The organism is Streptomyces sp. NBC_01264 (genome assembly GCF_026340675.1).
Lineage (GTDB): Bacteria > Actinomycetota > Actinomycetes > Streptomycetales > Streptomycetaceae > Streptomyces.
In genome coordinates this window covers 5,036,051-5,058,284 of the sequence record NZ_JAPEOX010000001.1, presented here as the reverse complement: position 1 = coordinate 5,058,284, position 22,234 = coordinate 5,036,051, and the positions used below count along the sequence as shown (strand labels likewise).

Sequence of the window (22,234 nt, the reverse complement as noted above, 5' to 3'; positions counted from 1 at the left end):
TCTCCTCAGTACGCCAGCGAGCGGTCGACTGCGTCGAGCACCCTGTCCAGGCCCGGCAGGTACTCGTCCTCCAGGCGGGCCGGCGGGTACGGGGCGTGGTAGCCGCCCACGCGCAGCACGGGCGCCTCCAGGTGGTAGAAGCACCGCTCCGTGATGCGAGCGGCGATCTCCGAACCCACACCGAGGAACACCGGCGCCTCGTGGACCACCACGAGCCGGCGGGTCTTCTCCACCGACGCCTGGATCCCGTCGAAGTCGACCGGGGACATCGAGCGCAGGTCGAGGACCTCCACCGACTTGCCCTCCTCGGCGGCGGCTGCGGCGGCCTCCAGGCAGACCTTCACCATGGGCCCGTAGGCCGCCAGGGTGATGTCGGTGCCGGTCCGGGCCACGCGCGAGGCGTGCAGCGCGTCGGGGATGGCCTCGACGTCGACCTCGCCCTTGTCCCAGTAGCGGCGCTTCGGCTCGAAGAAGATCACCGGGTCGTCGCTGAGGATCGCCTGCTGGAGCATCCAGTAGGCGTCGCTGGCGTTGGACGGCGAGACCACCTTCAGGCCCGGGACGTGCGCGAACAGCGTCTCCGGGGACTCCGAGTGGTGCTCGACCGCGCCGATGCCGCCCGCGTAGGGGATGCGGATGACGACCGGCATCTTGATGGTGCCGAGCGAGCGCGCGTGCATCTTGGCGAGCTGCGTGACGATCTGGTCGTACGCGGGGAAGACGAACCCGTCGAACTGGATCTCCACGACCGGCCGGTACCCGCGCAGGGCCAGGCCGATCGCGGTGCCGACGATGCCCGACTCGGCGAGCGGGGTGTCGATGACCCGCTCCTCGCCGAAGTCCTTCTGGAGTCCGTCGGTGATGCGGAAGACGCCGCCGAGCTTGCCGACGTCCTCGCCCATGATCAGGACCTTGGGGTCCTGCTCCAGGGCCTTGCGCAGGGAGTCGTTGAGCGCCTTGGCGATGGTGAGCTTCTGTACGGCCATGACGGTCACTCCCCGCCTTCGAAGGACGCGAGGTAGGCGGCGAACTGCGCGCGCTCCTCGTCGACGAGCGCGTGCCCGTCCGCGTAGACGTTCTCGAAGATCGCCATCGTGTCGGGGTCGGGCATCGAGCGCACGACCTCGCGCACCCGCTTGCCCATGGCCTCGCTCTCCACCTCCAGCTCCGCGAAGTACGCCTCGTCGGCGGCTCCGGTGGCCAGCAGGTGGGCCTTCAGGCGCAGGATCGGGTCCTTGGCCTCCCAGGCCGCCGTCTCCTCGTCGCGCCGGTACTTCGTCGGGTCGTCGGAGGTGGTGTGCGCACCCATCCGGTACGTGAAGGCCTCCACCAGGGTGGGTCCCTCTCCCCGGCGGGCCCGCTCCAGTGCCCAGCGGGTGACCGCGAGGCAGGCCAGTACGTCGTTGCCGTCCACCCGGACGCCCGGGAAGCCGAAGCCCTGCGCGCGCTGGTAGAGCGGTACGCGCATCTGGCGCTCGGTGGGCTCCGAGATGGCCCACTGGTTGTTCTGGCAGAAGAACACCACGGGCGAGTTGTAGACCGCCGAGAAGGTGAAGGCCTCCGCCACGTCGCCCTGGCTGGACGCGCCGTCGCCGAAGTAGGCGATGACGGCCGAGTCCGCGCCGTCCTTGGCCACGCCCATCGCGTACCCGGTCGCGTGCAGCGTCTGGGAGCCGATGACGATCGTGTACAGGTGGAAGTTGTTGGTGGTCGGGTCCCAGCCACCGTGGTTCACGCCGCGGAACATGCCGAGGAGGTTGGTCGGGTCGACCCCGCGGCACCAGGCCACACCGTGTTCGCGGTAGGTCGGGAAGACGTAGTCGTCGTCGCGCAGGGCCCGGCCGGAGCCGATCTGGGCGGCCTCTTGGCCGAGCAGCGAGGCCCACAGGCCCAGCTCGCCCTGCCGCTGGAGGGCGGTCGCCTCGCCGTCGAAGCGGCGGGTCATGACCATGTCGCGGTAGAGACCGCGCAGGTCATCGGTGGTGATGTCGGCGACGAAGGGTGCGAATTCCGCGACGTCCGGATTCTCCGCGACGTCGACGCGCACCCCCTCGGGCGTCAGCAGCTGTACGAGCTGGGGCTCGGCGTCATGCGTCTTCGCGGTGGCAGCGGCGGGCTTGGCGGCGCTTGCCGCGCCGGCCGGCCGCTTGGTGCCGCTGCGGCGCGGCTTGCGCGCGGCAGTGCTCTCCACGGTCACGATTGCTCCTCCGTCGGTCCGGCACCCGGGTTCTCCGGGGACCAGTGCGGCTCACCTGGATCTCTGCCCGCGCACGGGGTGGGTGCGCTTCGGGTCTGGGATTCAGGCGTGACAGGTGCCCCGGCGAGTGCCCTGCGCAATGCACGTTACCCAGTGCGTCGCATAACTGCGAAACCCCGTTTGACCTGCGATTTTGCTTGGATTTCCAAGTAAATCGGCGGAACCGGGAACAACCACTGGTCACAGCCTTGCAGGGGGCCGGAACAACGGCACGTTATCCCGCTCGCCACCGGCAGGGAAGGGGTGAGTGTGTGAAACTGAGTTCGTGCGCGAAAACGGAAAAATCAAGGTATTCCTCCTGGACGACCACGAAGTGGTACGTCGGGGTGTTCACGAGCTGTTGTCGATGGAATCGGACATCGAGGTCGTGGGTGAGGCCGGTACGGCCGCCGACGCACTGGTCCGGATCCCCGCCACCCGCCCCGACGTGGCGGTCCTCGACGTCCGGCTGCCCGACGGCAGCGGCGTGGAAGTGTGCCGCGAGGTGCGCTCCCAGAACGAGGACATCAAGTGCCTGATGCTGACCTCGTTCGCCGATGACGAAGCGCTGTTCGACGCGATCATGGCCGGCGCCTCGGGCTACGTGCTGAAGGCGATCCGCGGGAACGAGCTGCTCAACGCCGTGCGCGACGTGGCGGCCGGCAAGTCCCTGCTGGACCCCGTCGCCACGGCCCGGGTCCTGGAGCGGCTGCGCGACGGCAAGAACGGCAAGGGCGACGACCGCCTGTCGAACCTCACCGAGCAGGAACGCAAGATCCTCGACCTGATCGGCGAGGGCCTGACGAACCGCGTGATCGGCGAGCGGCTGCACCTGGCCGAAAAGACGATCAAGAACTACGTCTCCAGCCTCCTGTCGAAGCTCGGCATGGAGCGCCGGTCCCAGGCCGCCGCCTACGTGGCCCGCCTGCAGGCCGAGAAGCGGAACTAGTTCCGCAACCGAGTTCCGCGACTCAGTTTCGTAACTCAGTTTCGTAACTCAGTGTCACGCCCCGTGGTCGCACGTTTCCACGGGGCGCACTGTTTAATTCGGGACCAACGTCCTTGATGTGCGGGGCGGGCTCCTCTTTCCCGGCACGGTGTCGGTACCGGACAGTGGATGACATGTCCCCAGAGGAACTCCACGCCATCGAACTGCTGCGCCGCGTGCCGTACGGCCGAGCCGCCACCAGCATGCGCGCGCTGCCCTTCCTCGCCGTCGCGCGCCACATCGTGGTGAACGGCAAGGTCGTCCTGAGAATGCACGCCGGCTTCGGCTACCACCACGCATGCAACGGCAGCGTGGTCTCGTACGGCGCCGACAACTTCAATTCCGGCGACTCCCAGCTGTGGTCGGTGCAGTTCACCGGCACCGCGAACATCGTCGAACCCACCACCGCCGAACTGGAACTGTTCGGATCCGGTCCGCACTTCGTGGACGGCGCGGTGTTCGACCCCGTCTACATGCGGATCGAGCCCCACCTGGTGACCGTCCACACCCTCGCGGGCAATCTGGACCGGCAGTACCAGCACGCGCTCTGAACAGCACCCCGCGGGACTTTGGTCCCGAAAGCGACGGCCCGGCGGCCCCCTCATCGAGAGGGGCCGCCGGGCCGTTCTTCGTGACTCAGGGCTACTCCCCGATGTCCCCGCCCCCGTCTTCCTCGGGCGTCTTCGACGGCGTCGGCGTCGGCTTCGGCGAGGGCGTCGGGGTCGGGGTCGGAGTGGGCGTCGGCGTGGGCGTGGGAGTCGGCGTCGGCGTGGGCGACGGCGTGTACGACGGCGAGTACGAGTAGCTCGGCGTGGAGGACCGGCTGCGGCTCGGGCCCGGCGTGTACGAGCTCTCCGGCGCCGACCTGGACGTCGAGGTCTCCGGATCCGGGCTGTTCTGTTCCGAACTCCCCGACGAGGACGGGGAGGTCACCGGCGAGTTCGTGCTCGTGCCGGGGTCCTTCTTGCCGCCGCCGAAGTTGTTGACCGCGTACGCCACGCCACCCGCGATCGCGAGGACCGCGAGGAGGGCGAACAGCAGCATCTTCCAGCGGCCGCCGCCGTTCCCGCCCTGGCCGTACCCGTCGTAGCCGCCGTTGCCGCCCTGGCCGTGGCCGTTGCCGCCACCGCCCGGGTAGGCGGAGCCGTCGTCAGGGTTCAGCGGCGGCACCATCGGCTGCTGGAACTGGGAGGTGTTGGAGTGCGAGCCGTACTGCGGCTGGCCCTGGCCGGGCGTCGCCATCGCCGTGGTCTGCGCCGGGCCGCGCCCGTGGGGCAGCGCCATGGTGACCGGGCCGGTGTTCCAGGTGCCGGTGTTGGCCCCCTGGTCGTGCAGCATCTGCAGGGCGTACTGGACCAGCCCGCGCATCTCCTCGGCGCTCTGGAACCGGTCGTCCGGGTCCTTGGCGAGGGAGCGCATGACGAGCCCGTCGAGCTCCTGCGGGATCTGGCCGCCCTCCGGCAGCTGCGAGGGCGGGATCGGCGCGTCCTGCACGTGCTGGTAGACCACCGACAGCGGGGTCTCCCCGGTGAACGGCGGACGCAGCGAGAGGAGTTCGTAGAGCAGGCAGCCCGTCGCGTACAGGTCGGAGCGGTGGTCCACGGCCTTGCCGAGGGCCTGTTCGGGCGAGAGGTACTGCGGCGTGCCCATGACCATGCCGGTCTGGGTCATCGTCGACTGCGCGCCGTGCAGGGCGCGCGCGATGCCGAAGTCCATCACCTTGACCGCGCCGGTGTCCGTGATGATCACGTTGGCGGGCTTGATGTCACGGTGCACGATGCCGTGCTGGTGCGAGTACGCGAGCGCTTCCAGCACGCCGGAGGTGATGATCAGCGCCTGGTCGGGGCCCGGGGCCTCGGCGCTGATCAGCAGGTCGCGGATGGTGCGGCCCTCGACCAGTTCCATGACGATGTAGGGGACGACGTTCGGGCCGACCCGGTCCTCGCCCGAGTCGTACACGGCGACCACGGCATGGTGATTGAGGCCGGCGACCGACTGCGCCTCGCGCGTGAAACGGGCCTTGGACACCGGGTCCTCGGCCAGGTCCGGGCGCAGCAGCTTGACGGCGACGGTCCGGCCCAGCCGGACGTCCTCCGCCGCGAAGACCTCGGCCATGCCGCCCCGGCCCAGACGGTGGGTCAGCCGGTAACGGCCGTCGCCCACCAGGCCGCCCGCGCCCCAGTGCTCAGGACCCTCTGCCATCCCGGCGCCGCTTCCCTCGGGTTCGGGTGCCATCAGTCCTCACCGTCGTCTGTCTCGGCCGCCGCTCAGCGGATGTGTCCTCATCGTGTGCTCCGACGAACGCTACAGCCTCGGAACCGGTCACCGTTCGGACGAGGAGCCCGCGTGCGGCGCCTGTGGCCCCTCTGTGGCCTTGTGGTCACGGAACGGGAACCTGGCTTGACGTGTGCTTGCCCTCCGGCAGACTGGGCGCGACATGCGCTCAGCCAGGGGCGTGGGGAACATCCCGAGGGGAAGCAACAGCCATGAGCCAGGACGGCACTCAGGGCCAGTACGCGGGCGGCTCTTTGGCCGGTGGCCGTTACCAGCTGAGGGACTTGCTCGGCGAGGGGGGCATGGCCTCCGTCTACCTCGCCTACGACTCGGCGCTCGACCGCCAGGTCGCCATCAAGACCCTGCACAGTGAGCTGGGACGCGAACAGTCCTTCCGCGAACGCTTCCGGCGCGAGGCGCAGGCTGTAGCGAAACTGTCGCACACGAACATCGTCTCGGTCTTCGACACCGGTGAGGGAGTCGTCTCCTTCGCGAACCCCGCGGCGGCCGACGGCGCCGTCATGCCGTACATCGTCATGGAGTACGTCGAGGGGCAGCCGCTCGGCTCCGTCCTGGACGGCGACATCAGGCAGTACGGGGCCATGCCGGCCGACAAGGCGCTGAAGGTGACGGCCGACGTACTGGCGGCCCTGGAGAGCAGCCACGAAATGGGGCTGGTCCACCGCGACATCAAGCCGGGCAACGTCATGATGACGCGGCGCGGAGTGGTGAAGGTCATGGACTTCGGCATCGCACGGGCCATGCAGTCGGGGGTCACCTCGATGACGCAGACCGGCATGGTCGTCGGCACCCCGCAGTACCTCTCCCCCGAGCAGGCGCTCGGGCGCGCCGTGGACGCCCGCTCCGACCTGTACTCGGTGGGCATCATGCTCTTCGAGCTGCTGACCGGTCGCGTCCCCTTCGTCGCCGACTCGGCCCTGGGCATGGCGTACGCGCACGTGCAGGAGGAGCCGGTCGCGCCCTCCTCCATCAACCGCTCGGTCACCCCGGCGATGGACGCGCTGGTGGCGCGGGCCCTGAAGAAGAACCCGAACGAGCGTTTCCCCACCGCCTCCGCCATGCTCGACGAGGTCGCGCGGGTGGCGGGCGCCGGGCACACCGGGGCAGCCCCGGTGATCGTCCCGGGCGCGCACCCGACGAACAGCGGCGCCGGACTCGGCTCGGCCGTGTTCCCGCCGGTGGACTCCTCCCTGCAGGCGCCGCCGCACTCGGTGCAGCAGCCGTACCAGGCGCCGCACACCCCGGTGCCGTCCGCGTACGCGCCGACGCCGCCTCCGGCGCCGCAGTCCGGGGCGTACGGGTACCCGCAGCAGCACCAGCAGCCGCTGCACCAGCAGTCCCACCAGCAGGCGCAGACCCCGGCTCCGTACTCGCCCGCGACCCCGCCCCCGTACACGCTCTCTCCGCACTCCTCGCAGGGCGGGACCGGTGGGACCGGCCGGAAGAAGAACGGCCCGGTCGTATGGGGAGCCGCCGCGGTGGCGCTGGTCGCCATCGGCGGGCTGATCGCCGTACTGAACATGGGCGGCGACGGCGACAAGGACAAGGCCGGGCCGTCGACCCCCGGTTCCTCCACTTCGGCGTCCGCCCCGGCGAAGGCCGGGCACAAGGGGCCGGACCAGTCGCGGACGATGGAGGAGAAGAAGTGCACGACGGATGCCCAGAAGGACCGCAGTGACCCGAAGAAGCTGGAGGCACCGGACTTCCGGTACGTCGACCAGGTCTCGGTGAAGGCCTGCATCCGGGCCGCCGGCTGGAAGTACGAGTCGAAGCCCAAGGACGAGGCGGTCTACGGCGAGGGGACCGTCGTCCAGCAGCAGCCCGAACCGGGCATCGCGTTCGACCCGGCGAACACCACCATCACCCTGTGGATCTCGACGGGCGACCCCGAGTAGAAGCACCGGCACCCGGAGCAGAAGCGCCGGCATTCCGAACGGCCCGTCCGAGATGCCGCTTTTGTCCGTTTATGCAAATCTGAGTCCGTGACCTACGCCCGCGCGCTGCGCTGGACCGCCGGGGCAGCGCTGGCAACAGCCGCGCTGCTGATCACGGCGCCCGCGCAGGCCGCGGCCTCCGCGTCGGTCCACGGTTTCCCCGCCGTCGCCGCCGCGGGCGACGTGTCGCAGGACCGGGTCTTCGAGGACCTCGCCGGGAGCTCCGCCGGGGCCGGGCGGGAGCGCCCCGGTCGGCCGGTGGGCGAACCGGCCAACCCAGAGACCGTGCTCGCCGCGCGCCCCGTGCCGGCGCACCCCCGCACCGAGCCGGTCCCCGCAATCCCCGCCGAGCCCACGGCGACCCCGCTGGTCGGCGCGCTCGGCACCCAGCCGAACGAGCGGGCCGCCGACCTGGCCGCGCACATACTGCCGCTCGGGACGGGGTTCACCCTGATGGGACTGGGTCTCGGATTCATGGGAATGCGGCTGCGCCGGGGCATGTGACCCCGGCCCGTCCCCCTTGGGATGTAGGCCTCAGGATGGTTGCGGCGGCGGGCATACCCGGTATACATACTGAGTATGTCGATCCGCCACGGCCTTCTCGCCCTACTGGAACGGGGCCCCAGATACGGCTCTCAGCTCCGCACCGAGTTCGAATCCCGCACCGGTTCCACCTGGCCCCTCAACGTCGGGCAGGTGTACACGACGCTCGCCCGCCTGGAGCGCGACGGGCTCGTCGCCCCCGGCGGCGAGGACACCGCCGGGCACACCCTGTACGCCATCACCGAGACCGGGCGCCACGAACTGCACGCCTGGTACGAGCGTCCGGTGGACCGGGCCAACCCGCCCCGGGACGAGCTCGCCATCAAGCTCGCCATGGCCGTCGGCGCACCCGGCGTGGACATCCGCGCCGTCATCCAGTCCCAGCGGCACGCCACCGTCCAGGCCATGCAGGACTACACCCGGCTCAAGGCCCAGGCGCTCGCCGCCATCGAGAGCGGGCGCTCCGGCGAGCGCGACGACATCGCCTGGCTGCTGGTCCTGGAACAGCTGATCTTCCAGACCGAGGCCGAGGCACGCTGGCTCGACCACTGCGAGTCCCGGCTCGTACGGCTGTCCGCGCGCGGGGAGCGCGCGCCGGCCGAGGCCGAGCCTCCCGAGGGCGAAGGCGCGGGCCGCCCCGCCGAAGCCACGGCAGTCACCGGAGCCTCCGGGGCCACCACCGCCCCGGCCACGACCACACCTACGACCGCTCCCACAACCACTACCGACCGGTCTCTTTCCCGCACCGCCCGTACGCGGCGGGTCTGAACCACCGCTCCACGTCCCAGGGGGGAACCCTTCATGCCCGACCAGCCCGTATTGCAGCTGGACCAGCTCGTCCGCATCCACGGCAGCGGCGCCACCGAGGTGCACGCCCTGCGCGGGATCGACCTCTCCGTGTACCCCGGCGAACTCGTCGCCGTCATGGGCCCCTCCGGGTCCGGCAAGTCCACGCTGCTGACCCTCGCCGGCGGACTCGACACCCCGAGCAGCGGCCGGGTGATCGTCGAGGGCACCGACATCACCACCGCGAGCCGCAAGCAGCTGGCCGCCCTGCGCCGCCGCAGCATCGGGTACGTCTTCCAGGACTACAACCTGATCCCGGCGCTCACCGCCGCGGAGAACGTCTCCCTGCCGCTCGAGCTCGACGGCGTCTCGGCCCGCAAGGCCCGCGTCTCGACGCTCGCGGCCCTGGAGGAGATGAACCTCGGACAGCTCGCCGACCGCTTCCCCGACGAGATGTCCGGCGGCCAGCAGCAGCGCGTGGCCATCGCCCGCGCGCTGGTCGGCGACCGCCGCCTGGTCCTCGCCGACGAGCCGACCGGCGCCCTCGACTCCGAGACCGGTGAGTCCGTACTCGCCCTGCTGCGCTCGCGCTGCGACGCGGGCGCGGCCGGGATCCTGGTGACGCACGAGCCGCGCTTCGCCGCGTGGGCCGACCGCGTGGTGTTCCTGCGCGACGGCAGCGTCGTCGACGAGACCCTGCGCAGCCAGGCCGACTCCCTGCTCTCCGGGCAGGCGGCCGCTCAGTGATCTCCATGTACCACTCCTGGATCGCGGCGATCCGGATAGCCCGCCGCGACGCCTGGCGCTCCAAGGGCCGCAGCGCCCTCGTCCTGGCCATGATCGCCCTGCCGATTGTCGGCGTGAGCGCCGTCGACGTCACCATCCGCAGCTCGGAGCTCTCCACCGAACAGCGCTTGGACCGGGTGCTCGGCACCGCCGACGCCAAGGTGACCTCGCCCCACATGGACACGGCCATCTACCAGAGCCCCGACGCGCAGAACTACGCCCCGGTCGGCGGCTACGACAAGTACAACGGGATGCCGGACGGCCGGGACGCGGCCGCCGCCGCGCCCGCCCTCCCGGCCGGGGCGCAGGCCGTCAAGGACAGCAAGACCTACGCCAAGGTCCGCACCCGGTACGGGATCCTCGACGCCGAGCTCCGCGAGGTGGACCCGGCGAGCCCGCTGGTCAAGGGCCTATGGACGCTGGAGCGCGGCCGGCTGCCGCAGGCTCCCGGCGAGATCCTCGCCACCGGTCACTTCCTGGAGGAGTCCGGGTACTTCCTCGGCTCCAGCGTGACCCCGCGCGAGTCGACCACCTCGTACAAGATCGTCGGCGTCTACGAGATGCCCGACGCCCTGGACAACGCGCAGCTCCTGGCCCCGCCGGGAACCCTGCTCGCCCCCCTCGACCGGGACCGCAAGGCCGCCGGCGGCACGGGCCTGGAACCCCAGGACGAGTACCTGGTGAAGGTCGGCGGCGAAGGTTTCACGTGGAACATGGTCAAGGAGGCCAACGCCAAGCAGCACGTCCTCGTCGAATCGCGCGCCGTACTGCTCGACCCGCCGGCCGACTCCGAGGTGCCGCTCTACACGCAGCAGCCCAAGGACATGTGGCAGCCCGGCGTCACCCTCGGAGCCACCGAAGTCGCCATCGCCTCCACCGTCGTGGGCCTCGCCATGCTGGAGATCTGCCTGCTGGCCGGACCCGCCTTCGCGGTCGGTGCCCGGCGCTCGCGCCGCCAGCTCGGCCTGGTCGGCGCCAACGGCGGTGACCGGCGGCACATCCGGGCCATCGTGCTCTCCGGCGGCCTCGTCATCGGCGCCGCGGCGGCCGTCATCGGCACCGCCCTCGGCATCGCCCTCACCATCGGGCTCCGCCCGGTGCTGGAGGGCGTGATCGGCAAGCGGTTCGGCAGCTTCGACGTCCGCCCGCTGGAGCTCCTCGGCATCGGCCTGCTCGCCGTCCTGACCGGCCTGCTGGCCGCGATCGTCCCGGCCGTCAACGCCTCCCGGCAGACCGTACTGGCCTCCCTCACCGGCCGCCGCGGCGTGCGCCGGGCCAACCGGGTACTGCCCGTCCTCGGCCTGATCGCCATCGCGGGCGGGGCCGCCATCGCCCTGTTCGGCACCGTCTCCAAGATGGGCGTCACCGTCGTCGCGGGCGGCAGCGCCATCGCCGAGCTCGGCGTCGTCGCCCTCACCCCCACCCTGGTCGGCCTGTTCGGCCGGGCTGGCCGGTGGCTGCCGCTGTCGCCCCGCCTCGCGCTGCGCGACGCCGTCCGCAACCGGGGGCGTACGGCCCCGGCCGTGGCCGCCGTACTGGCCGCCGTCGCCGGCACCGTCGCCGTGGCCACGTACCAGCACAGCAGGGAGATCCAGGCGCGGCACGAGTACGTCGCCCAGCTCCCGTACGGCGCCGGTCTGATCGAGACCAACGAGTTCACCGCGTTCCGGGACGTGCCCGCGATGCGCACGACCCTGTCGCAGGAACTCCCGGTGGCCGTACGGGCCGACGTGGACCGTCTCGTCGTCGGCAAGCCGGGCTGCTCCCCCTACGGGGACGACCCGGAGTGCGGGCAGGCCGAGATCATCATCCCGAAGGAGCAGCGCTGCCCGCTCTACACGGCCGTGAACGGACCGGAATCGTTCTCCCTGACCGATCGGAAGAAGCTGCGGGACGACTGGCGGTGCCAGTACGACCGCTTCGGCATCCAGTACTCCCTGGTCGTCGCCGACGAGAAGCTGCTGTCCGTCCTGGCCGTCGACGACCCGGGCGCCGCGGCCGCGCTGAAGGCCGGCAAGGCCGTCTCCTTCAAGAAGCAGAACGTGCGCGACGGCAAGGTCACCGTGCGGCTGATCAAGGGCCGGGGCGAGACCGCCCCCGGTTCCGCGCCCGGTGAGCCGCCGCCCGGCACGGACAAGGTCTTCGCCGCGTACCAGGCGCCCGAGTCGGTGAAGGACTACGGCCTGGACCTGGTGCTGCCGCCCGCGGCCGCGAAGAGCGCCGGCATCGCCACCGTCCCCTTCGGCTCGTACTTCACCCTCGACGGGGACGCGAGCTCCGAGCAGCGCCAGCGGCTCGAAGGGGCCCTCGACAAGCTGGGCCTGGACACGAGCGTACGGATCGAGAAGGGCTACGAGGGCGACGACAGCCTCGTCATGCTCGTCCTGACCGTCTTCGCGGGCCTGGTCACCATCGGCGCGGCCGGCATCGCGACCGGCCTGGCCCAGGCGGACGCCGAGGGCGACCTGAAGACCCTGGCGGCGGTCGGCGCACCGCCGCGGGTGCGGCGCACGCTCAGCGGCTTCCAGTGCGGGGTGGTAGCCCTGATGGGCGTGGTCCTCGGCTCGGCGGCCGGCGTGCTGCCCGCGGTCGGGCTCCGGCTCACCGAACGGCGGGCCGCGGCCGACATGGTCCGGTCCGGCATCGAGAACGGCTACGAAGCGGCCTCCGAGGCCCTCCCGTACATCCCGATCGCGGTGCCGTGGACGACCCTGGGCGGTCTGCTGATCGTCGTCCCGGTGGGCGCGGCGCTGCTGGCGGCCCTGGTCACCCGTTCGAGCGGAGCACTGGCCCGCCGCGAGGCCTGACGATCACGGCGCCCAGTTGGTGCCCCCGCGCAGGGTGGATCACGCCCGTGCGGGGGCACACCGTGTGAATACGAAGGTGTGCGAGAGAATGACGGCATGGAGATGCCGAGGAGTGAACGGTCGCAGGACAGCCCCCCGCACGGCCTGATCGTGGGGCAGGACGGGATGCCGGTCGGCGGCGCCGATGACGAGTCGCGCGAGGTCCCGGTGACGGAGATGGTCGAACAGCCCGCCAAGGTCATGCGGATCGGCAGCATGATCAAGCAACTCCTGGAAGAGGTACGCGCCGCACCTCTGGACGAGGCCAGCCGGGTCCGTCTCAAGGACATTCACGCGGCGTCGGTGAAGGAGCTGGAGGACGGCCTGGCTCCCGAGCTCGTGGAGGAACTGGAGCGCCTCTCCCTCCCCTTCACCGAGGAGGCCATCCCCTCCGAGGCGGAACTGCGGATCGCACAGGCCCAGTTGGTGGGCTGGCTGGAAGGCCTGTTCCACGGCATCCAGACGGCCCTGTTCGCGCAGCAGATGGCGGCGCGGGCCCAACTGGAACAGATGCGCCGCGCCCTCCCGCCGGGCTCCTCCCACGAGGACGACGAGGACGGCCCGCACGGAGCCATCCGCTCGGGCCCCTACCTCTAACCCACCCCTCCGGGGCCGCCCAAAGGGCGGCCCCGGACCCATACCCGGGGCGGAGCCAAATCCAGCCGTCCGGCGTTTGAGGACCGGGGTCCGGGCAGTGCCCGGGGAACGGTGGAAGGGCGGGTAGGGGAACTCCGCCCCGCGCAGCGGCACACGCCCGCGGCCGGCCCGCGGGCCACCGGGTTAAGAACCCGGTAAACGCCGCAGCCCATCCGGCCCCAACCCCCCGCATACTCGGGGAATGACCTACGACGCCATCGTCCTGGCAGGCGGCGCCGCAACCCGCCTCGGCGGAGCCGACAAGCCCGGCCTGCTCGTCGGCGGCCGCCCCCTCCTCGACCGCGTCCTCGCCGCCTGCGAAGGCGCCCGCACCACCGTCGTCGTAGCCGCCCGCAGGCCGACGGCCCGCCCGGTGCACTGGGCCCGGGAGGCCCCCCCCGGCGGCGGCCCCCTCGCCGCGCTGGACGCGGGACTGCGGCACATCACCGCCCCGCTGGTCCTCGTACTCTCCGCCGATCTGCCGTTCCTGGACCGGGACACCGTCGACACCCTGCTCCGCACCCTCGACGCGCCCGGACACCACACCCGGGACGGCGCCCTGCTCAGGGACCCGGGCGGCCGCGACCAGCCCCTGGTCGCCGCGTACCGCGCAGAGCCCCTGCGCAGGGAAATCGCCCTGCTGGCCACGGAACACGGCTCGGTGCACGGCCTCCCCCTGCGCGCCCTCACCGCCGAACTGGACCTCACCCCGGTCACCGCGGCCGCGCCACTCGCCTCCTTCGACTGCGACACCTGGGACGATCTCGCCGCCGCCCGCGCCCGAATCAGAGAGCATGGAACCGTGCTGGAGCAATGGATCACCGCCGTCAAGAACGAGCTGGGCATCGACGTCGCCGTCGACACCAAGACCCTGCTCGACCTCGCCCGTGACGCCGCCCACGGCGTCGCCCGGCCCGCCGCCCCGCTGACGACCTTCCTCGTCGGCTACGCGGCGGCCCACGCCGAAGCCACCGGCGCCGACCCCGCGCAGGCCGTGGCCGAGGCTTCCCGCAAGGCCGCCGAACTGGCTCTGCGATGGGCCGCGGAGAACGAGGCCACCGGCCCCGAAGCGACCGGCTCCGGATGACCGCCGACCCCGCCGCAAACGCCGCCGCCGACGCCGCCGACCGCGACCTCGACCAGGCGCTCGCGCTGGTCAGCCGCGCCCCCCGCTCCGATGCCGCCGACGCCGCAGGCGCCACCGCCGGCGGCGGTCACCGCGCAGCGACCTGGCTCCGGGCCCGGGAGACCGCCACCCGCGCCGGTTCGGCCGTCCGCGGCCGCACCCACCGGGTCCCCCTGGCGGCCGCCCTCGGCGAGGTGCTGACCGCGTCCCTCGACGCCCTGGGCGACCTGCCGTCCTTCGACACCTCCGCGATGGACGGCTGGGCCGTCGCCGGCCCGGGCCCCTGGACGGTCCGCCCCGGCGCGAGCGCACTGGCCGGGAGCGAGCGCCCCGCACCCCTCGCCGACGGCGAGGCCGTACGCATCGCCACCGGCGCCCGGATCCCCGCCGACACCACCGCCGTGATCCGCAGCGAGCACTCCCGCGAGGCCGGCACCCTTCTCTACGCCGAGCGGCCCGTCGTCACCGGACAGGACATCCGCCCGCGCGGCCAGGAGTGCCGCTCCGGCGATCTGCTGCTGCCCGCCGGGTCCCTGGTGACCCCGGCCGTCCTCGGCCTCGCCGCGGCCGCCGGGTACGACGAGCTCGCCACCCGGCCCCGGCCGCGCGTGGAGATCCTGGTCCTGGGCAACGAACTGCTCACCGAAGGCCCCCCGCACGACGGCCTCATCCGCGACGCCCTGAGCCCCATGCTGGGCCCCTGGCTGACCCGGCTCGGCGCCGAGGTCGTCTCCGTACGGCGGCTCGGCGACGACCCGGAGGGCGCCGAAGCACTGCTGGCGGCCGTCACCGGCTCCACCGCCGACGTGGTGATCACCACCGGCGGGACCGCCTCCGGCCCGGTCGACCACGTCCACCCCGTGCTCGCCAAGGCCGGCGCCGAACTGCTCGTCGATGGCGTGGCCGTACGCCCCGGGCACCCGATGCTGCTGGCCCGCCTCGGCGACCGCGCCGACAGCCGCCACCTGGTGGGGCTGCCCGGCAACCCGCTGGCCGCCGTCTCCGGGCTGCTCACCCTCGCCGAACCGCTGCTGCGCGCCCTCGCCGGACGGCGCCCGCGCCCCCGGTACGTGGTGCCCGTGGAGGGCGACGTACCCGGACACCCGCACGACACCCGCCTCGTACCGGTCCTGCTGACCGAGGACCACGCCGTACCGCTGCGCTACAACGGGCCGGCGATGCTGCGCGGGGTGGCCGCCGCCGACGCGCTGGCCGTCGTACCGCCGAACGGGGCGCGGTCCGGACAGGAGTTGGAGATCCTCGATCTCCCGTGGGCCTCGGGGGGATGTTTCACGTGAAACTTCACGGATCCGACGCGATGGCGCGCGGCGCCGACGAGAAACTCGTCTCGCGCCGCATCAAACTGCCCAAGCGCATCGTCGAAAAACCGCTCCGGCAGGTCTCCCGGCGCCTGTTGATGGCGCTGTTCGTGATGTTCCTGACGGTCCTTATCGTGTGGATCGACCGCGACGGCTACCACGACAACGCCAACGACAAGGTCGACTTCCTCGACTGCGTCTACTACGCGACCGTCACCCTGTCGACGACCGGCTACGGCGACATCGTCCCGTACAGCGACAGCGCGCGGCTGGTCAACATCCTGCTGATCACCCCGCTGCGCGTGCTGTTCCTGATCATCCTGGTCGGCACCACCCTGGAAGTGCTCACCGAACGCACCAGGGAAGAGTGGCGGCTCAGCCGCTGGAGGAAGAACTTGCGAGACCACACGGTCGTCGTCGGCTTCGGAACGAAGGGCCGTTCCGCCCTGCAGACCCTGCTGTCCACCGGCCTCAGCAAGGAGCAGGTCGTCATCGTGGACCCGAGCGCCAAGGTGATCGACATCGCCAACGCGGAGGGGTTCACCGGGGTCGTCGGCGATGCCACCCGCTCCGACGTCCTGCTGCGGGCGGAGATCCAGAAGGCCCGTCAGATCGTCATCGCCACCCAGCGCGACGACACGGCGGTCCTGGTCACCCTGACGGCCCGCCAGCTCAACCGCGGCGCGAAGATCGTGGCGGCCGTCCGCGAAGAGGAGAACGCCCCGCTGCTGCGCCAGTCGGGAGCGGACGCCGTCATCACCAGCGCCAGCGCGGCGGGCCGGCTGCTCGGGCTCTCGGTGCTCAGCCCGAGCGCGGGCACGGTGATGGAGGACCTCATCCAGCAGGGCAGCGGACTGGATCTGATCGAGCGTCCGGTCAACCGGTCCGAGGTCGGCAAATCGGTCCGGGACACCGACGACCTGGTCGTCAGCGTCCTGCGCGGCCACCGCCTGCTCCCTTACGACGATCCGCACGCGAGTCCCCTGCAACTGACGGACCGTGTCATCACGATCGTCCGCGCGAGTCCGTCGGCCACCCCGCCGGTGGTCCTGGGTTCGGCGGACTGAGCGGCCCGGGGGCGGTAGCCTCCGGCCATGCATGCGATCACCATCGAACAGCCCGGCGGCCCCGAGGCCCTGGTGTGGGCCGAAGCACCCGACCCGGTGGCCGGCGACGGCGAGGTCCTCGTCGAGGTCGCGGCGAGCGCCGTGAACCGCGCCGACGTCCTGCAGCGGCAGGGTTTCTACAACCCTCCGCCCGGCGCCTCGCCCCATCCCGGCCTGGAGTGCTCCGGGCGGATCTCCGCGATCGGGGCCGGGGTCTCCGGCTGGTCGGTCGGCGACGAGGTGTGCGCGCTGCTCTCCGGCGGCGGGTACGCGCAGCGGGTGGCCGTCCCGGCCGGCCAGCTCCTGCCGGTCCCGGCGGGAGTCGACCTGATCACGGCGGCGGCCCTCCCCGAAGTCGTCTCCACGGTCTGGTCGAACGTGTTCATGGTGGCCGGTCTGCGCCCGGGCGAAACCCTGCTGGTGCACGGCGGATCGAGCGGCATCGGGACGATGGCGATCCAGCTCGCGAAGGCCGTGGGCGCGCGGGTCGCGGTCACGGCGGGCGCCAAGGAGAAGCTGGCGCGCTGCGCCGAGCTGGGCGCCGACATCCTGATCGACTACCGCGAGCAGGACTTCGTGGAGGAGATCCGGTCGGCGACCGGCGGCGCCGGGGCGGACGTGATCCTGGACATCATGGGCGCGAAGTACCTGACCCGGAACGTGGACGCACTGGCCGTGAACGGCCGCCTCGCCATCATCGGACTCCAGGGCGGGATCAAGGCGGAGCTCAACCTGGCCGCACTGCTCGCGAAGCGAGCGGCCATCACCGCGACCACCCTCCGGTCACGCCCCCTGGAGGAGAAGGCCGCGATCGTCGCAGCCGTACGGGAACACGTATGGCCCCTCCTCGCGGCGGGCCGCATCCACCCGGTGGTGCACGCGACATACCCGATGCAGGACGCAGCCGAGGCCCACCGAGTCCTGGAAGCAAGCACCCACGTGGGCAAACTCCTCCTGACCACCTGACCCACCGGAACACCGCTGCGCGGGGCTGGGTCCCCTACCCGCCCTTCCACCGTTCCCCGGGGCTCCGCCCCGGACCCCCGCTCCTCAAACGCCGGAGGGGCTGATTTTGCCCGGCCGGGGCTGGATTGCCCGCAGGGCAATGCCAGCCCCGGCCGGCGTTTGAGGCGCGGGGTCTGGGGCGGAGCCCCAGGAGGGGTCCGGGCGCAGCCCGGGGAACGGGCGAGGGCGGGTAGGGGAGCCCGCCCCGCAGGGCAGACCACCCGCACCCGCCCACCGGCCCCGCGGAGCTACAGGCTGCGCAACAGCACCGAGGGCGACTCGACGCAGTCGGCGACGTACCGCAGGAACCCACCCGCGGTCCCGCCGTCACACACCCGGTGATCGAACGTCAGCGAAAGCTGCACGACCTGCCGGACCGCCAACTCCCCCTGGTACACCCACGGCTTCGGAATGATCCGCCCCACACCGAGCATCGCCGCCTCGGGGTGATTGATGATCGGCGTGGAGCCGTCGACCCCGAACACCCCGTAGTTGTTCAGGGTGAAGGTGCCCCCGGTGAGATCGGACGGCGCCAGCTTCCCCGCCCGCGCCAGCTCCGTGAGCCGGGCGAACTCCGCCGACAGCGACTCCGCGCTGCGCGCCTGAGCGTCCCGGACCACCGGAACCATCAGCCCCCGCTCCGTCTGCGCGGCGAAGCCCAGGTGCACGGCCGGGAGCCGGACGATCTCGTTCGCCGCCAGGTCCACCGTGGAGTTGAGCTCCGGGTGGCGGGCCAGCGCCGCCGTGCAGATGCGCGCCAGCAGCGCGAGAACCGAGATCTTGGGGCCGCCCGCGGCATTCATCGCCGCCCGGGTCGCCATCAGTTCGGTGGCGTCCGCGTCCACCCAGCAGGTGGCGTCCGGAATCTCGCGCCGGCTGCGCGACAGCTTGTCCGCGACCGCCCCGCGGACCCCCTTGAGGGGGATCCGCGCGGCACCCTCCGGCGCGGCCGGTGCGGCCAGGGCGGCCGGGGCGGCGACGGACGCCGCGCCGACCGGCGGCTGCGCCGGTGCGCGCAGGGCCGTCTCGACGTCCGCGCGCAGGATCAGACCCTCGGGCCCCGATCCGCGCAGGGCCCGCAGGTCCACCCCGTGGTCCCGTGCCAGCTTGCGCACCAGCGGCGAGATGACCGGCACCGGCCCGGCGACGACGGCCGGTGCGACGGCCGCCGGTGCCGAGACGGCAGGTGCCGCGACCACGGCCGGAGCCGGACCCGCGGGAGCCGCCCCCGGCGCGGCGGAGCCGGGTCGCACCCGCCTCCGACGCGCCGGACGGGAATGGTCCGAGCCGTAACCGATCAAGGGCCGGGGCGCGTTCGCGGAGTCTGCGGCGTCCTGGGGCCCCACGGCGGCGGCGACCGCATCCGCCGGCCCGCTCAGCGCGCCCACGGCCACGGTGATCAGCGGCGCGCCGACGGGCAGTTCCGTGCCCTCCTCGCCGAAGCGGGCGGTCACCACGCCCCCGTACGGACAGGGGACCTCCACCATCGCCTTGGCCGTCTCGACCTCGACGACGGGCTGGTCGATGGCGACGACGTCGCCGACCGCGACCAGCCAGCGGACGATCTCCGCCTCGGTCAGCCCCTCGCCCAGGTCCGGCAGCTTGAACTCCATGACCTGCGGCATCAGTTCTCCCACTGCAGACGGGCCACGGTGTCCAGGATCCGGTCCACGCCGGGCAGGTGGTACTTCTCCAGCATCGGCGGCGGATACGGGATGTCGAAGCCGGCGACGCGCAGCACGGGCGCCTCCAGGTGGTGGAAGCACCGCTCCGTGACCCGGGCGGCGATCTCCGCGCCCGGTCCGCCGAAGCCGCCGGACTCGTGGACCACCACCGCGCGCCCGGTCCGGCGTACGGAGGCCACGACGGTCTCCTCGTCGAAGGGGACCAGCGAGCGCAGGTCCACGACCTCCAGGTCCCAGCCCTCCTCGCGGGCCGCCTCGGCCGCCTCCAGGCACACCGGCAGGGAGGGCCCGTAGGTGATCAGCGTCGCGCTCGTGCCGGTCCGCCGGACGAGTGCCTCGCCGATCCCGGGGACGGCCGCGGGCGTCTCGGGCGACCAGTCGGCCTTGGACCAGTAGAGCCGCTTCGGCTCCAGGAAGATCACCGGGTCATCGCTGGCTATCGAGGCGCGCAGCAGTCCGTACGCGTCCTCGACCGTCGCCGGGGTGACGACGGTGAGGCCGGGCGTGGCCACGTAGTACGCCTCGGAGGAGTCGCAGTGGTGCTCCACGCCGCCGATCCCGCCGCCGTACGGCACCCGGATGGTGATCGGGAGCGGCATCGCACCGCGCGTGCGGTTGCGCATCTTCGCCACGTGCGAGATCAGCTGCTCGAAGGCCGGGTACGCGAAGGCGTCGAACTGCATCTCCACGACCGGCCGCAGCCCGTACATGGCCATGCCGACGGCCGCGCCGAGTATGCCGGCCTCGGCGAGCGGGGTGTCCGTGCAGCGGTCCTCGCCGAACTCCTTCGCGAGGCCGTCCGTGATGCGGAAGACCCCGCCGAGCGCGCCGACGTCCTCGCCCATGACGTGGACGGTCGGGTCCTCGGCCATCGCGTCGCGCATCGCGCGGTTCAGCGCCTGGGCCATGGTCGCCGGCTTCGTGGCCGACGGCTTCACCGCCACCGTGGTCATGATCCGTCCCCCTCTTCCTGGTCGGCCGCTTCCAGCTCGGCACGGAGAATGGCAGCCTGTTCGCGCAGTTGTCCGGTCTGCTGTGCGTAGACGTGTCCGAAGAGGTCCATCGGGTCGAGCACGGGCTCCGCGTTCATACCGTCCCTGAGTGCCGCCGCCATCGCCTCGGCGGCGTCCTTGGCCGCCTGGATGCCCGCCTCGTCCAGCAGGCCGCGCGCGGTCAGCTCGCGCTCCAGCAGCTCGACCGGGTCGTGCGCCTTCCACGCCTCGACCTCGGCGTCGCCCCGGTAGCGGGTGGCGTCGTCGGCGTTGGTGTGGGCCTCTATGCGGTACGTGACGGCCTCGATCATGGTCGGTCCGCCGCCGGACCGGGCCCGCCGGACCGCCTCGGACAGCACCTCGTGCATCGCGGCGACGTCGTTGCCGTCGACGAGGCGGCCGGGCATCCCGTACCCCACGGCCTTGTGGGCCAGGGTCGGGGCGGCGGTCTGCTTGGCGAGCGGGACCGAGATCGCGAAGCCGTTGTTCTGCACGAGGAAGACGACCGGCGCCTGCCAGACGGCGGCGAAGTTCATGGCCTCGTGGAAATCTCCCTCGCTGGTGCCGCCGTCGCCGACCATGGCGAGGGCGACCACGTCGTCACCGCGCAGCCGGGCGGCGTGCGCCAGGCCGACCGCGTGCGGCAGCTGCGTGGCGAGGGGGGTCGAGAGGGGGGCTATCCGGTGCTCGCGCGGGTCGTACCCGGTGTGCCAGTCGCCGCGCAGCAGCGTCAGGGCCTGTACGGGATCCAGTCCGCGCGCCACGGCCGCCAGGGTGTCGCGGTAGCTCGGGAAGAGCCAGTCCTGCTCCTCCAGGACCATGGCTGCGGCGATCTCGCACGCCTCCTGGCCGACGGTGGAGGGATATACGGCCAGACGGCCCTGCCGGGTGAGGGCGGTGGCCTGGGCGTTGTAGCGGCGGCCGCGCACCAGCTCGGCGTAGCACCGGCGCATCAGCTCGGGGTCGAGCCGGTCGGCGGCCGGGGTGCCCAGCACCCGGTACGGCTCGGGGTCCGGGAGCAGCGGGGCGGCATCCGTACGGGGCCTCCAGGCGGGCGGCGGGGTGGAGCGGTGGGACGCACCGGCACCGGGCAGCTCTTGGACCGTCATGGCGGCGTACACCTCCTCGTGGGAAGCGGGCAGGGAGGCCTCGGGTGTGAGGCCCCTCACCTACCGATTGTTCGGTTGTCCCGGCAATTTGGCTACAGGCGGCGCCAGGCTGTGGACAAAGTGGCGTCGACGCCCTGGTATGGGTGCAGGACGTCCAGGAGAGGCAGGCATCGGGCGATGACGGATGAACAAATGGCCGGAGCGGGTTCCGGTGCGGCTTCCCCGGCGGGGGGCGCACTCGGGGGCGCGACCGTACCGCCGGTATCCCCCGGGCCGCCCGCTGCGCCGCCCCGCCCGCTCGACCCGATCGACCGGTCGATCGTGCGCCTGCTCCAGGCGGACGGCCGCGCCTCGATACGCTCCGTCGCCGAGCAGGTCCACGTGTCCCGGGCCAATGCCTACGCCCGGATCAACCGGCTCATCGACGACGGGGTGATCCGCGGGTTCACCGCCCGCGTCAACCACGAACGCGCGGGCCAGGGCGCCTCCGCCTACATCACCCTGAAGATCGTCCAGAACTCCTGGCGCACGGTCCGCGAACAGCTCCGCGAGCTCCCGGGAGCTGCCCACATCGCCCTGGTCAGCGGCGATTTCGACGTCCTGCTCCTGGTCCACACCCCGGACAACCGCACCCTGCGCGAACTGGTCCTGACCCGCCTCCAGTCCATCCCGGAGGTCCTCTCCACCCGCACCCTGCTGGTCTTCGAGGAAACCGACCTACTGGCCCGCGACCAGACCGCCGGCCCCACGATCACCGAGGACTGACCACGCGGCCATGGCCCCGTGCCGTCGAGGACGGCCTGCGCCGCCTGCTCAACGGGTGCACGGCCGCCCGGGACGCG

Annotated in this window: 19 protein-coding genes; 13 read left to right on the top strand and 6 right to left on the bottom strand. The window is 72.1% G+C overall.

The genetic code is table 11. The features are described 5' to 3' along the window. Window positions 1-5: 5 nt before the first annotated feature. Window positions 6-986 (bottom strand): alpha-ketoacid dehydrogenase subunit beta, encoded by a 981-nt coding sequence (locus tag OG435_RS23480; protein ID WP_266879410.1) that lies wholly within the window; start codon window positions 984-986, stop codon window positions 6-8. A 5-nt stretch (window positions 987-991) separates the two neighbouring features. Further along, the gene (pdhA, locus tag OG435_RS23475) at window positions 992-2,197 is read right to left on the bottom strand and encodes a pyruvate dehydrogenase (acetyl-transferring) E1 component subunit alpha (RefSeq protein WP_266879408.1); all 1,206 of its coding nucleotides are present in this window, start codon (window positions 2,195-2,197) and stop codon (window positions 992-994) included. Between the two features lie 325 nt (window positions 2,198-2,522). Between pdhA (OG435_RS23475) and OG435_RS23470 the strand changes: the two genes are divergently transcribed. Continuing rightward, window positions 2,523-3,185, top strand: coding sequence for a response regulator (locus OG435_RS23470; RefSeq protein ID WP_250738766.1), 663 nt, complete (start codon window positions 2,523-2,525; stop codon window positions 3,183-3,185). Window positions 3,186-3,358: 173 nt separating this feature from the next. Then, window positions 3,359-3,775, top strand: coding sequence for a pyridoxamine 5'-phosphate oxidase family protein (locus OG435_RS23465; protein WP_266879405.1), 417 nt, complete (start codon window positions 3,359-3,361; stop codon window positions 3,773-3,775). A gap of 91 nt (window positions 3,776-3,866) precedes the next feature. On the opposite strand, the gene OG435_RS23460 is transcribed toward OG435_RS23465, so the two are convergent. Beyond that, window positions 3,867-5,426 carry a protein kinase domain-containing protein gene (locus OG435_RS23460; RefSeq protein ID WP_266879403.1) on the bottom strand — a complete coding sequence of 520 codons (1,560 nt, stop codon included), beginning with the start codon at window positions 5,424-5,426 and terminating at the stop codon, window positions 3,867-3,869. Between the two features lie 284 nt (window positions 5,427-5,710). On the opposite strand from OG435_RS23460, the gene OG435_RS23455 reads away from it, so the two are divergent. The 10 genes from OG435_RS23455 (at window position 5,711) to OG435_RS23410 (ending at window position 17,567) form a co-directional block, all read left to right on the top strand. Continuing rightward, the gene (locus OG435_RS23455; protein WP_266879401.1) at window positions 5,711-7,414 is read left to right on the top strand and encodes a protein kinase domain-containing protein; all 1,704 of its coding nucleotides are present in this window, start codon (window positions 5,711-5,713) and stop codon (window positions 7,412-7,414) included. Between the two features lie 87 nt (window positions 7,415-7,501). Then, a complete protein-coding gene (locus OG435_RS23450; RefSeq protein WP_266879399.1) occupies window positions 7,502-7,957 on the top strand; it encodes a hypothetical protein in 456 nt (151 codons plus the stop codon). Between the two features lie 75 nt (window positions 7,958-8,032). Then, entirely contained in the window at window positions 8,033-8,764 is a 732-nt protein-coding gene (locus tag OG435_RS23445) for a PadR family transcriptional regulator (protein ID WP_266879398.1), read from the top strand. A 33-nt stretch (window positions 8,765-8,797) separates the two neighbouring features. Continuing rightward, on the top strand, window positions 8,798-9,529 hold the full coding sequence (locus OG435_RS23440; RefSeq protein ID WP_266879396.1) for an ABC transporter ATP-binding protein: 732 nt from the start codon (window positions 8,798-8,800) through the stop codon (window positions 9,527-9,529). Continuing rightward, window positions 9,526-12,375, top strand: coding sequence for an ABC transporter permease (locus OG435_RS23435; RefSeq protein ID WP_266879394.1), 2,850 nt, complete (start codon window positions 9,526-9,528; stop codon window positions 12,373-12,375). The genes OG435_RS23440 and OG435_RS23435 overlap by 4 nt, the downstream gene beginning before the upstream one ends. Window positions 12,376-12,471: 96 nt before the next feature. Then, the gene (locus OG435_RS23430; RefSeq protein WP_243330999.1) at window positions 12,472-13,011 is read left to right on the top strand and encodes a bacterial proteasome activator family protein; all 540 of its coding nucleotides are present in this window, start codon (window positions 12,472-12,474) and stop codon (window positions 13,009-13,011) included. A 241-nt stretch (window positions 13,012-13,252) separates the two neighbouring features. After that, entirely contained in the window at window positions 13,253-14,137 is an 885-nt protein-coding gene (locus tag OG435_RS23425; RefSeq protein WP_266879391.1) for an NTP transferase domain-containing protein, read from the top strand. Then, the gene (locus tag OG435_RS23420; RefSeq protein WP_266879389.1) at window positions 14,134-15,474 is read left to right on the top strand and encodes a molybdopterin molybdotransferase MoeA; all 1,341 of its coding nucleotides are present in this window, start codon (window positions 14,134-14,136) and stop codon (window positions 15,472-15,474) included. The genes OG435_RS23425 and OG435_RS23420 overlap by 4 nt, the downstream gene beginning before the upstream one ends. After that, the gene (locus tag OG435_RS23415; protein ID WP_266879387.1) at window positions 15,462-16,562 is read left to right on the top strand and encodes a potassium channel family protein; all 1,101 of its coding nucleotides are present in this window, start codon (window positions 15,462-15,464) and stop codon (window positions 16,560-16,562) included. The genes OG435_RS23420 and OG435_RS23415 overlap by 13 nt, the downstream gene beginning before the upstream one ends. A gap of 27 nt (window positions 16,563-16,589) precedes the next feature. Continuing rightward, window positions 16,590-17,567 (top strand): NAD(P)H-quinone oxidoreductase, encoded by a 978-nt coding sequence (locus OG435_RS23410; RefSeq protein ID WP_266879385.1) that lies wholly within the window; start codon window positions 16,590-16,592, stop codon window positions 17,565-17,567. A 287-nt stretch (window positions 17,568-17,854) separates the two neighbouring features. Here OG435_RS23410 and OG435_RS23405 read toward each other — a convergent pair whose 3' ends face one another. The 3 genes from OG435_RS23405 to pdhA (OG435_RS23395) are packed head-to-tail and all read right to left on the bottom strand — an operon-like array spanning window position 17,855 to window position 21,392. Further along, a complete protein-coding gene (locus OG435_RS23405; RefSeq protein ID WP_266879384.1) occupies window positions 17,855-19,231 on the bottom strand; it encodes a dihydrolipoamide acetyltransferase family protein in 1,377 nt (458 codons plus the stop codon). Continuing rightward, window positions 19,231-20,244, bottom strand: a complete 1,014-nt coding sequence (locus OG435_RS23400) for an alpha-ketoacid dehydrogenase subunit beta (protein ID WP_266879383.1) — start codon at window positions 20,242-20,244, stop codon at window positions 19,231-19,233. Before OG435_RS23400 ends, OG435_RS23405 begins: the two co-directional genes overlap by 1 nt. After that, the gene (pdhA, locus tag OG435_RS23395; protein WP_266882014.1) at window positions 20,241-21,392 is read right to left on the bottom strand and encodes a pyruvate dehydrogenase (acetyl-transferring) E1 component subunit alpha; all 1,152 of its coding nucleotides are present in this window, start codon (window positions 21,390-21,392) and stop codon (window positions 20,241-20,243) included. The genes OG435_RS23400 and pdhA (OG435_RS23395) overlap by 4 nt, the downstream gene beginning before the upstream one ends. A gap of 177 nt (window positions 21,393-21,569) precedes the next feature. Here pdhA (OG435_RS23395) and OG435_RS23390 point away from each other — a divergent pair, with 177 nt between their 5' ends. Then, window positions 21,570-22,157 (top strand): Lrp/AsnC family transcriptional regulator, encoded by a 588-nt coding sequence (locus OG435_RS23390; RefSeq protein ID WP_266879381.1) that lies wholly within the window; start codon window positions 21,570-21,572, stop codon window positions 22,155-22,157. Window positions 22,158-22,234 lie beyond the last annotated feature (77 nt).

Coding starts and splice junctions, on each gene's coding strand:
- pdhA (WP_266882014.1), bottom strand. CDS start 21,392: ATGACGGTCCAAGAGCTGCCCGGTGCCGGTGCGTCCCACCGCTCCACC.
- OG435_RS23440 (WP_266879396.1), top strand. CDS start 8,798: ATGCCCGACCAGCCCGTATTGCAGCTGGACCAGCTCGTCCGCATCCAC.
- OG435_RS23465 (WP_266879405.1), top strand. CDS start 3,359: ATGTCCCCAGAGGAACTCCACGCCATCGAACTGCTGCGCCGCGTGCCG.
- OG435_RS23400 (WP_266879383.1), bottom strand. CDS start 20,244: ATGACCACGGTGGCGGTGAAGCCGTCGGCCACGAAGCCGGCGACCATG.
- OG435_RS23415 (WP_266879387.1), top strand. CDS start 15,462: ATGTTTCACGTGAAACTTCACGGATCCGACGCGATGGCGCGCGGCGCC.
- OG435_RS23405 (WP_266879384.1), bottom strand. CDS start 19,231: ATGCCGCAGGTCATGGAGTTCAAGCTGCCGGACCTGGGCGAGGGGCTG.
- OG435_RS23425 (WP_266879391.1), top strand. CDS start 13,253: ATGACCTACGACGCCATCGTCCTGGCAGGCGGCGCCGCAACCCGCCTC.
- OG435_RS23420 (WP_266879389.1), top strand. CDS start 14,134: ATGACCGCCGACCCCGCCGCAAACGCCGCCGCCGACGCCGCCGACCGC.
- OG435_RS23410 (WP_266879385.1), top strand. CDS start 16,590: ATGCATGCGATCACCATCGAACAGCCCGGCGGCCCCGAGGCCCTGGTG.
- OG435_RS23460 (WP_266879403.1), bottom strand. CDS start 5,426: ATGGCAGAGGGTCCTGAGCACTGGGGCGCGGGCGGCCTGGTGGGCGAC.
- OG435_RS23445 (WP_266879398.1), top strand. CDS start 8,033: ATGTCGATCCGCCACGGCCTTCTCGCCCTACTGGAACGGGGCCCCAGA.
- OG435_RS23430 (WP_243330999.1), top strand. CDS start 12,472: ATGGAGATGCCGAGGAGTGAACGGTCGCAGGACAGCCCCCCGCACGGC.
- OG435_RS23480 (WP_266879410.1), bottom strand. CDS start 986: ATGGCCGTACAGAAGCTCACCATCGCCAAGGCGCTCAACGACTCCCTG.
- OG435_RS23455 (WP_266879401.1), top strand. CDS start 5,711: ATGAGCCAGGACGGCACTCAGGGCCAGTACGCGGGCGGCTCTTTGGCC.
- OG435_RS23390 (WP_266879381.1), top strand. CDS start 21,570: ATGACGGATGAACAAATGGCCGGAGCGGGTTCCGGTGCGGCTTCCCCG.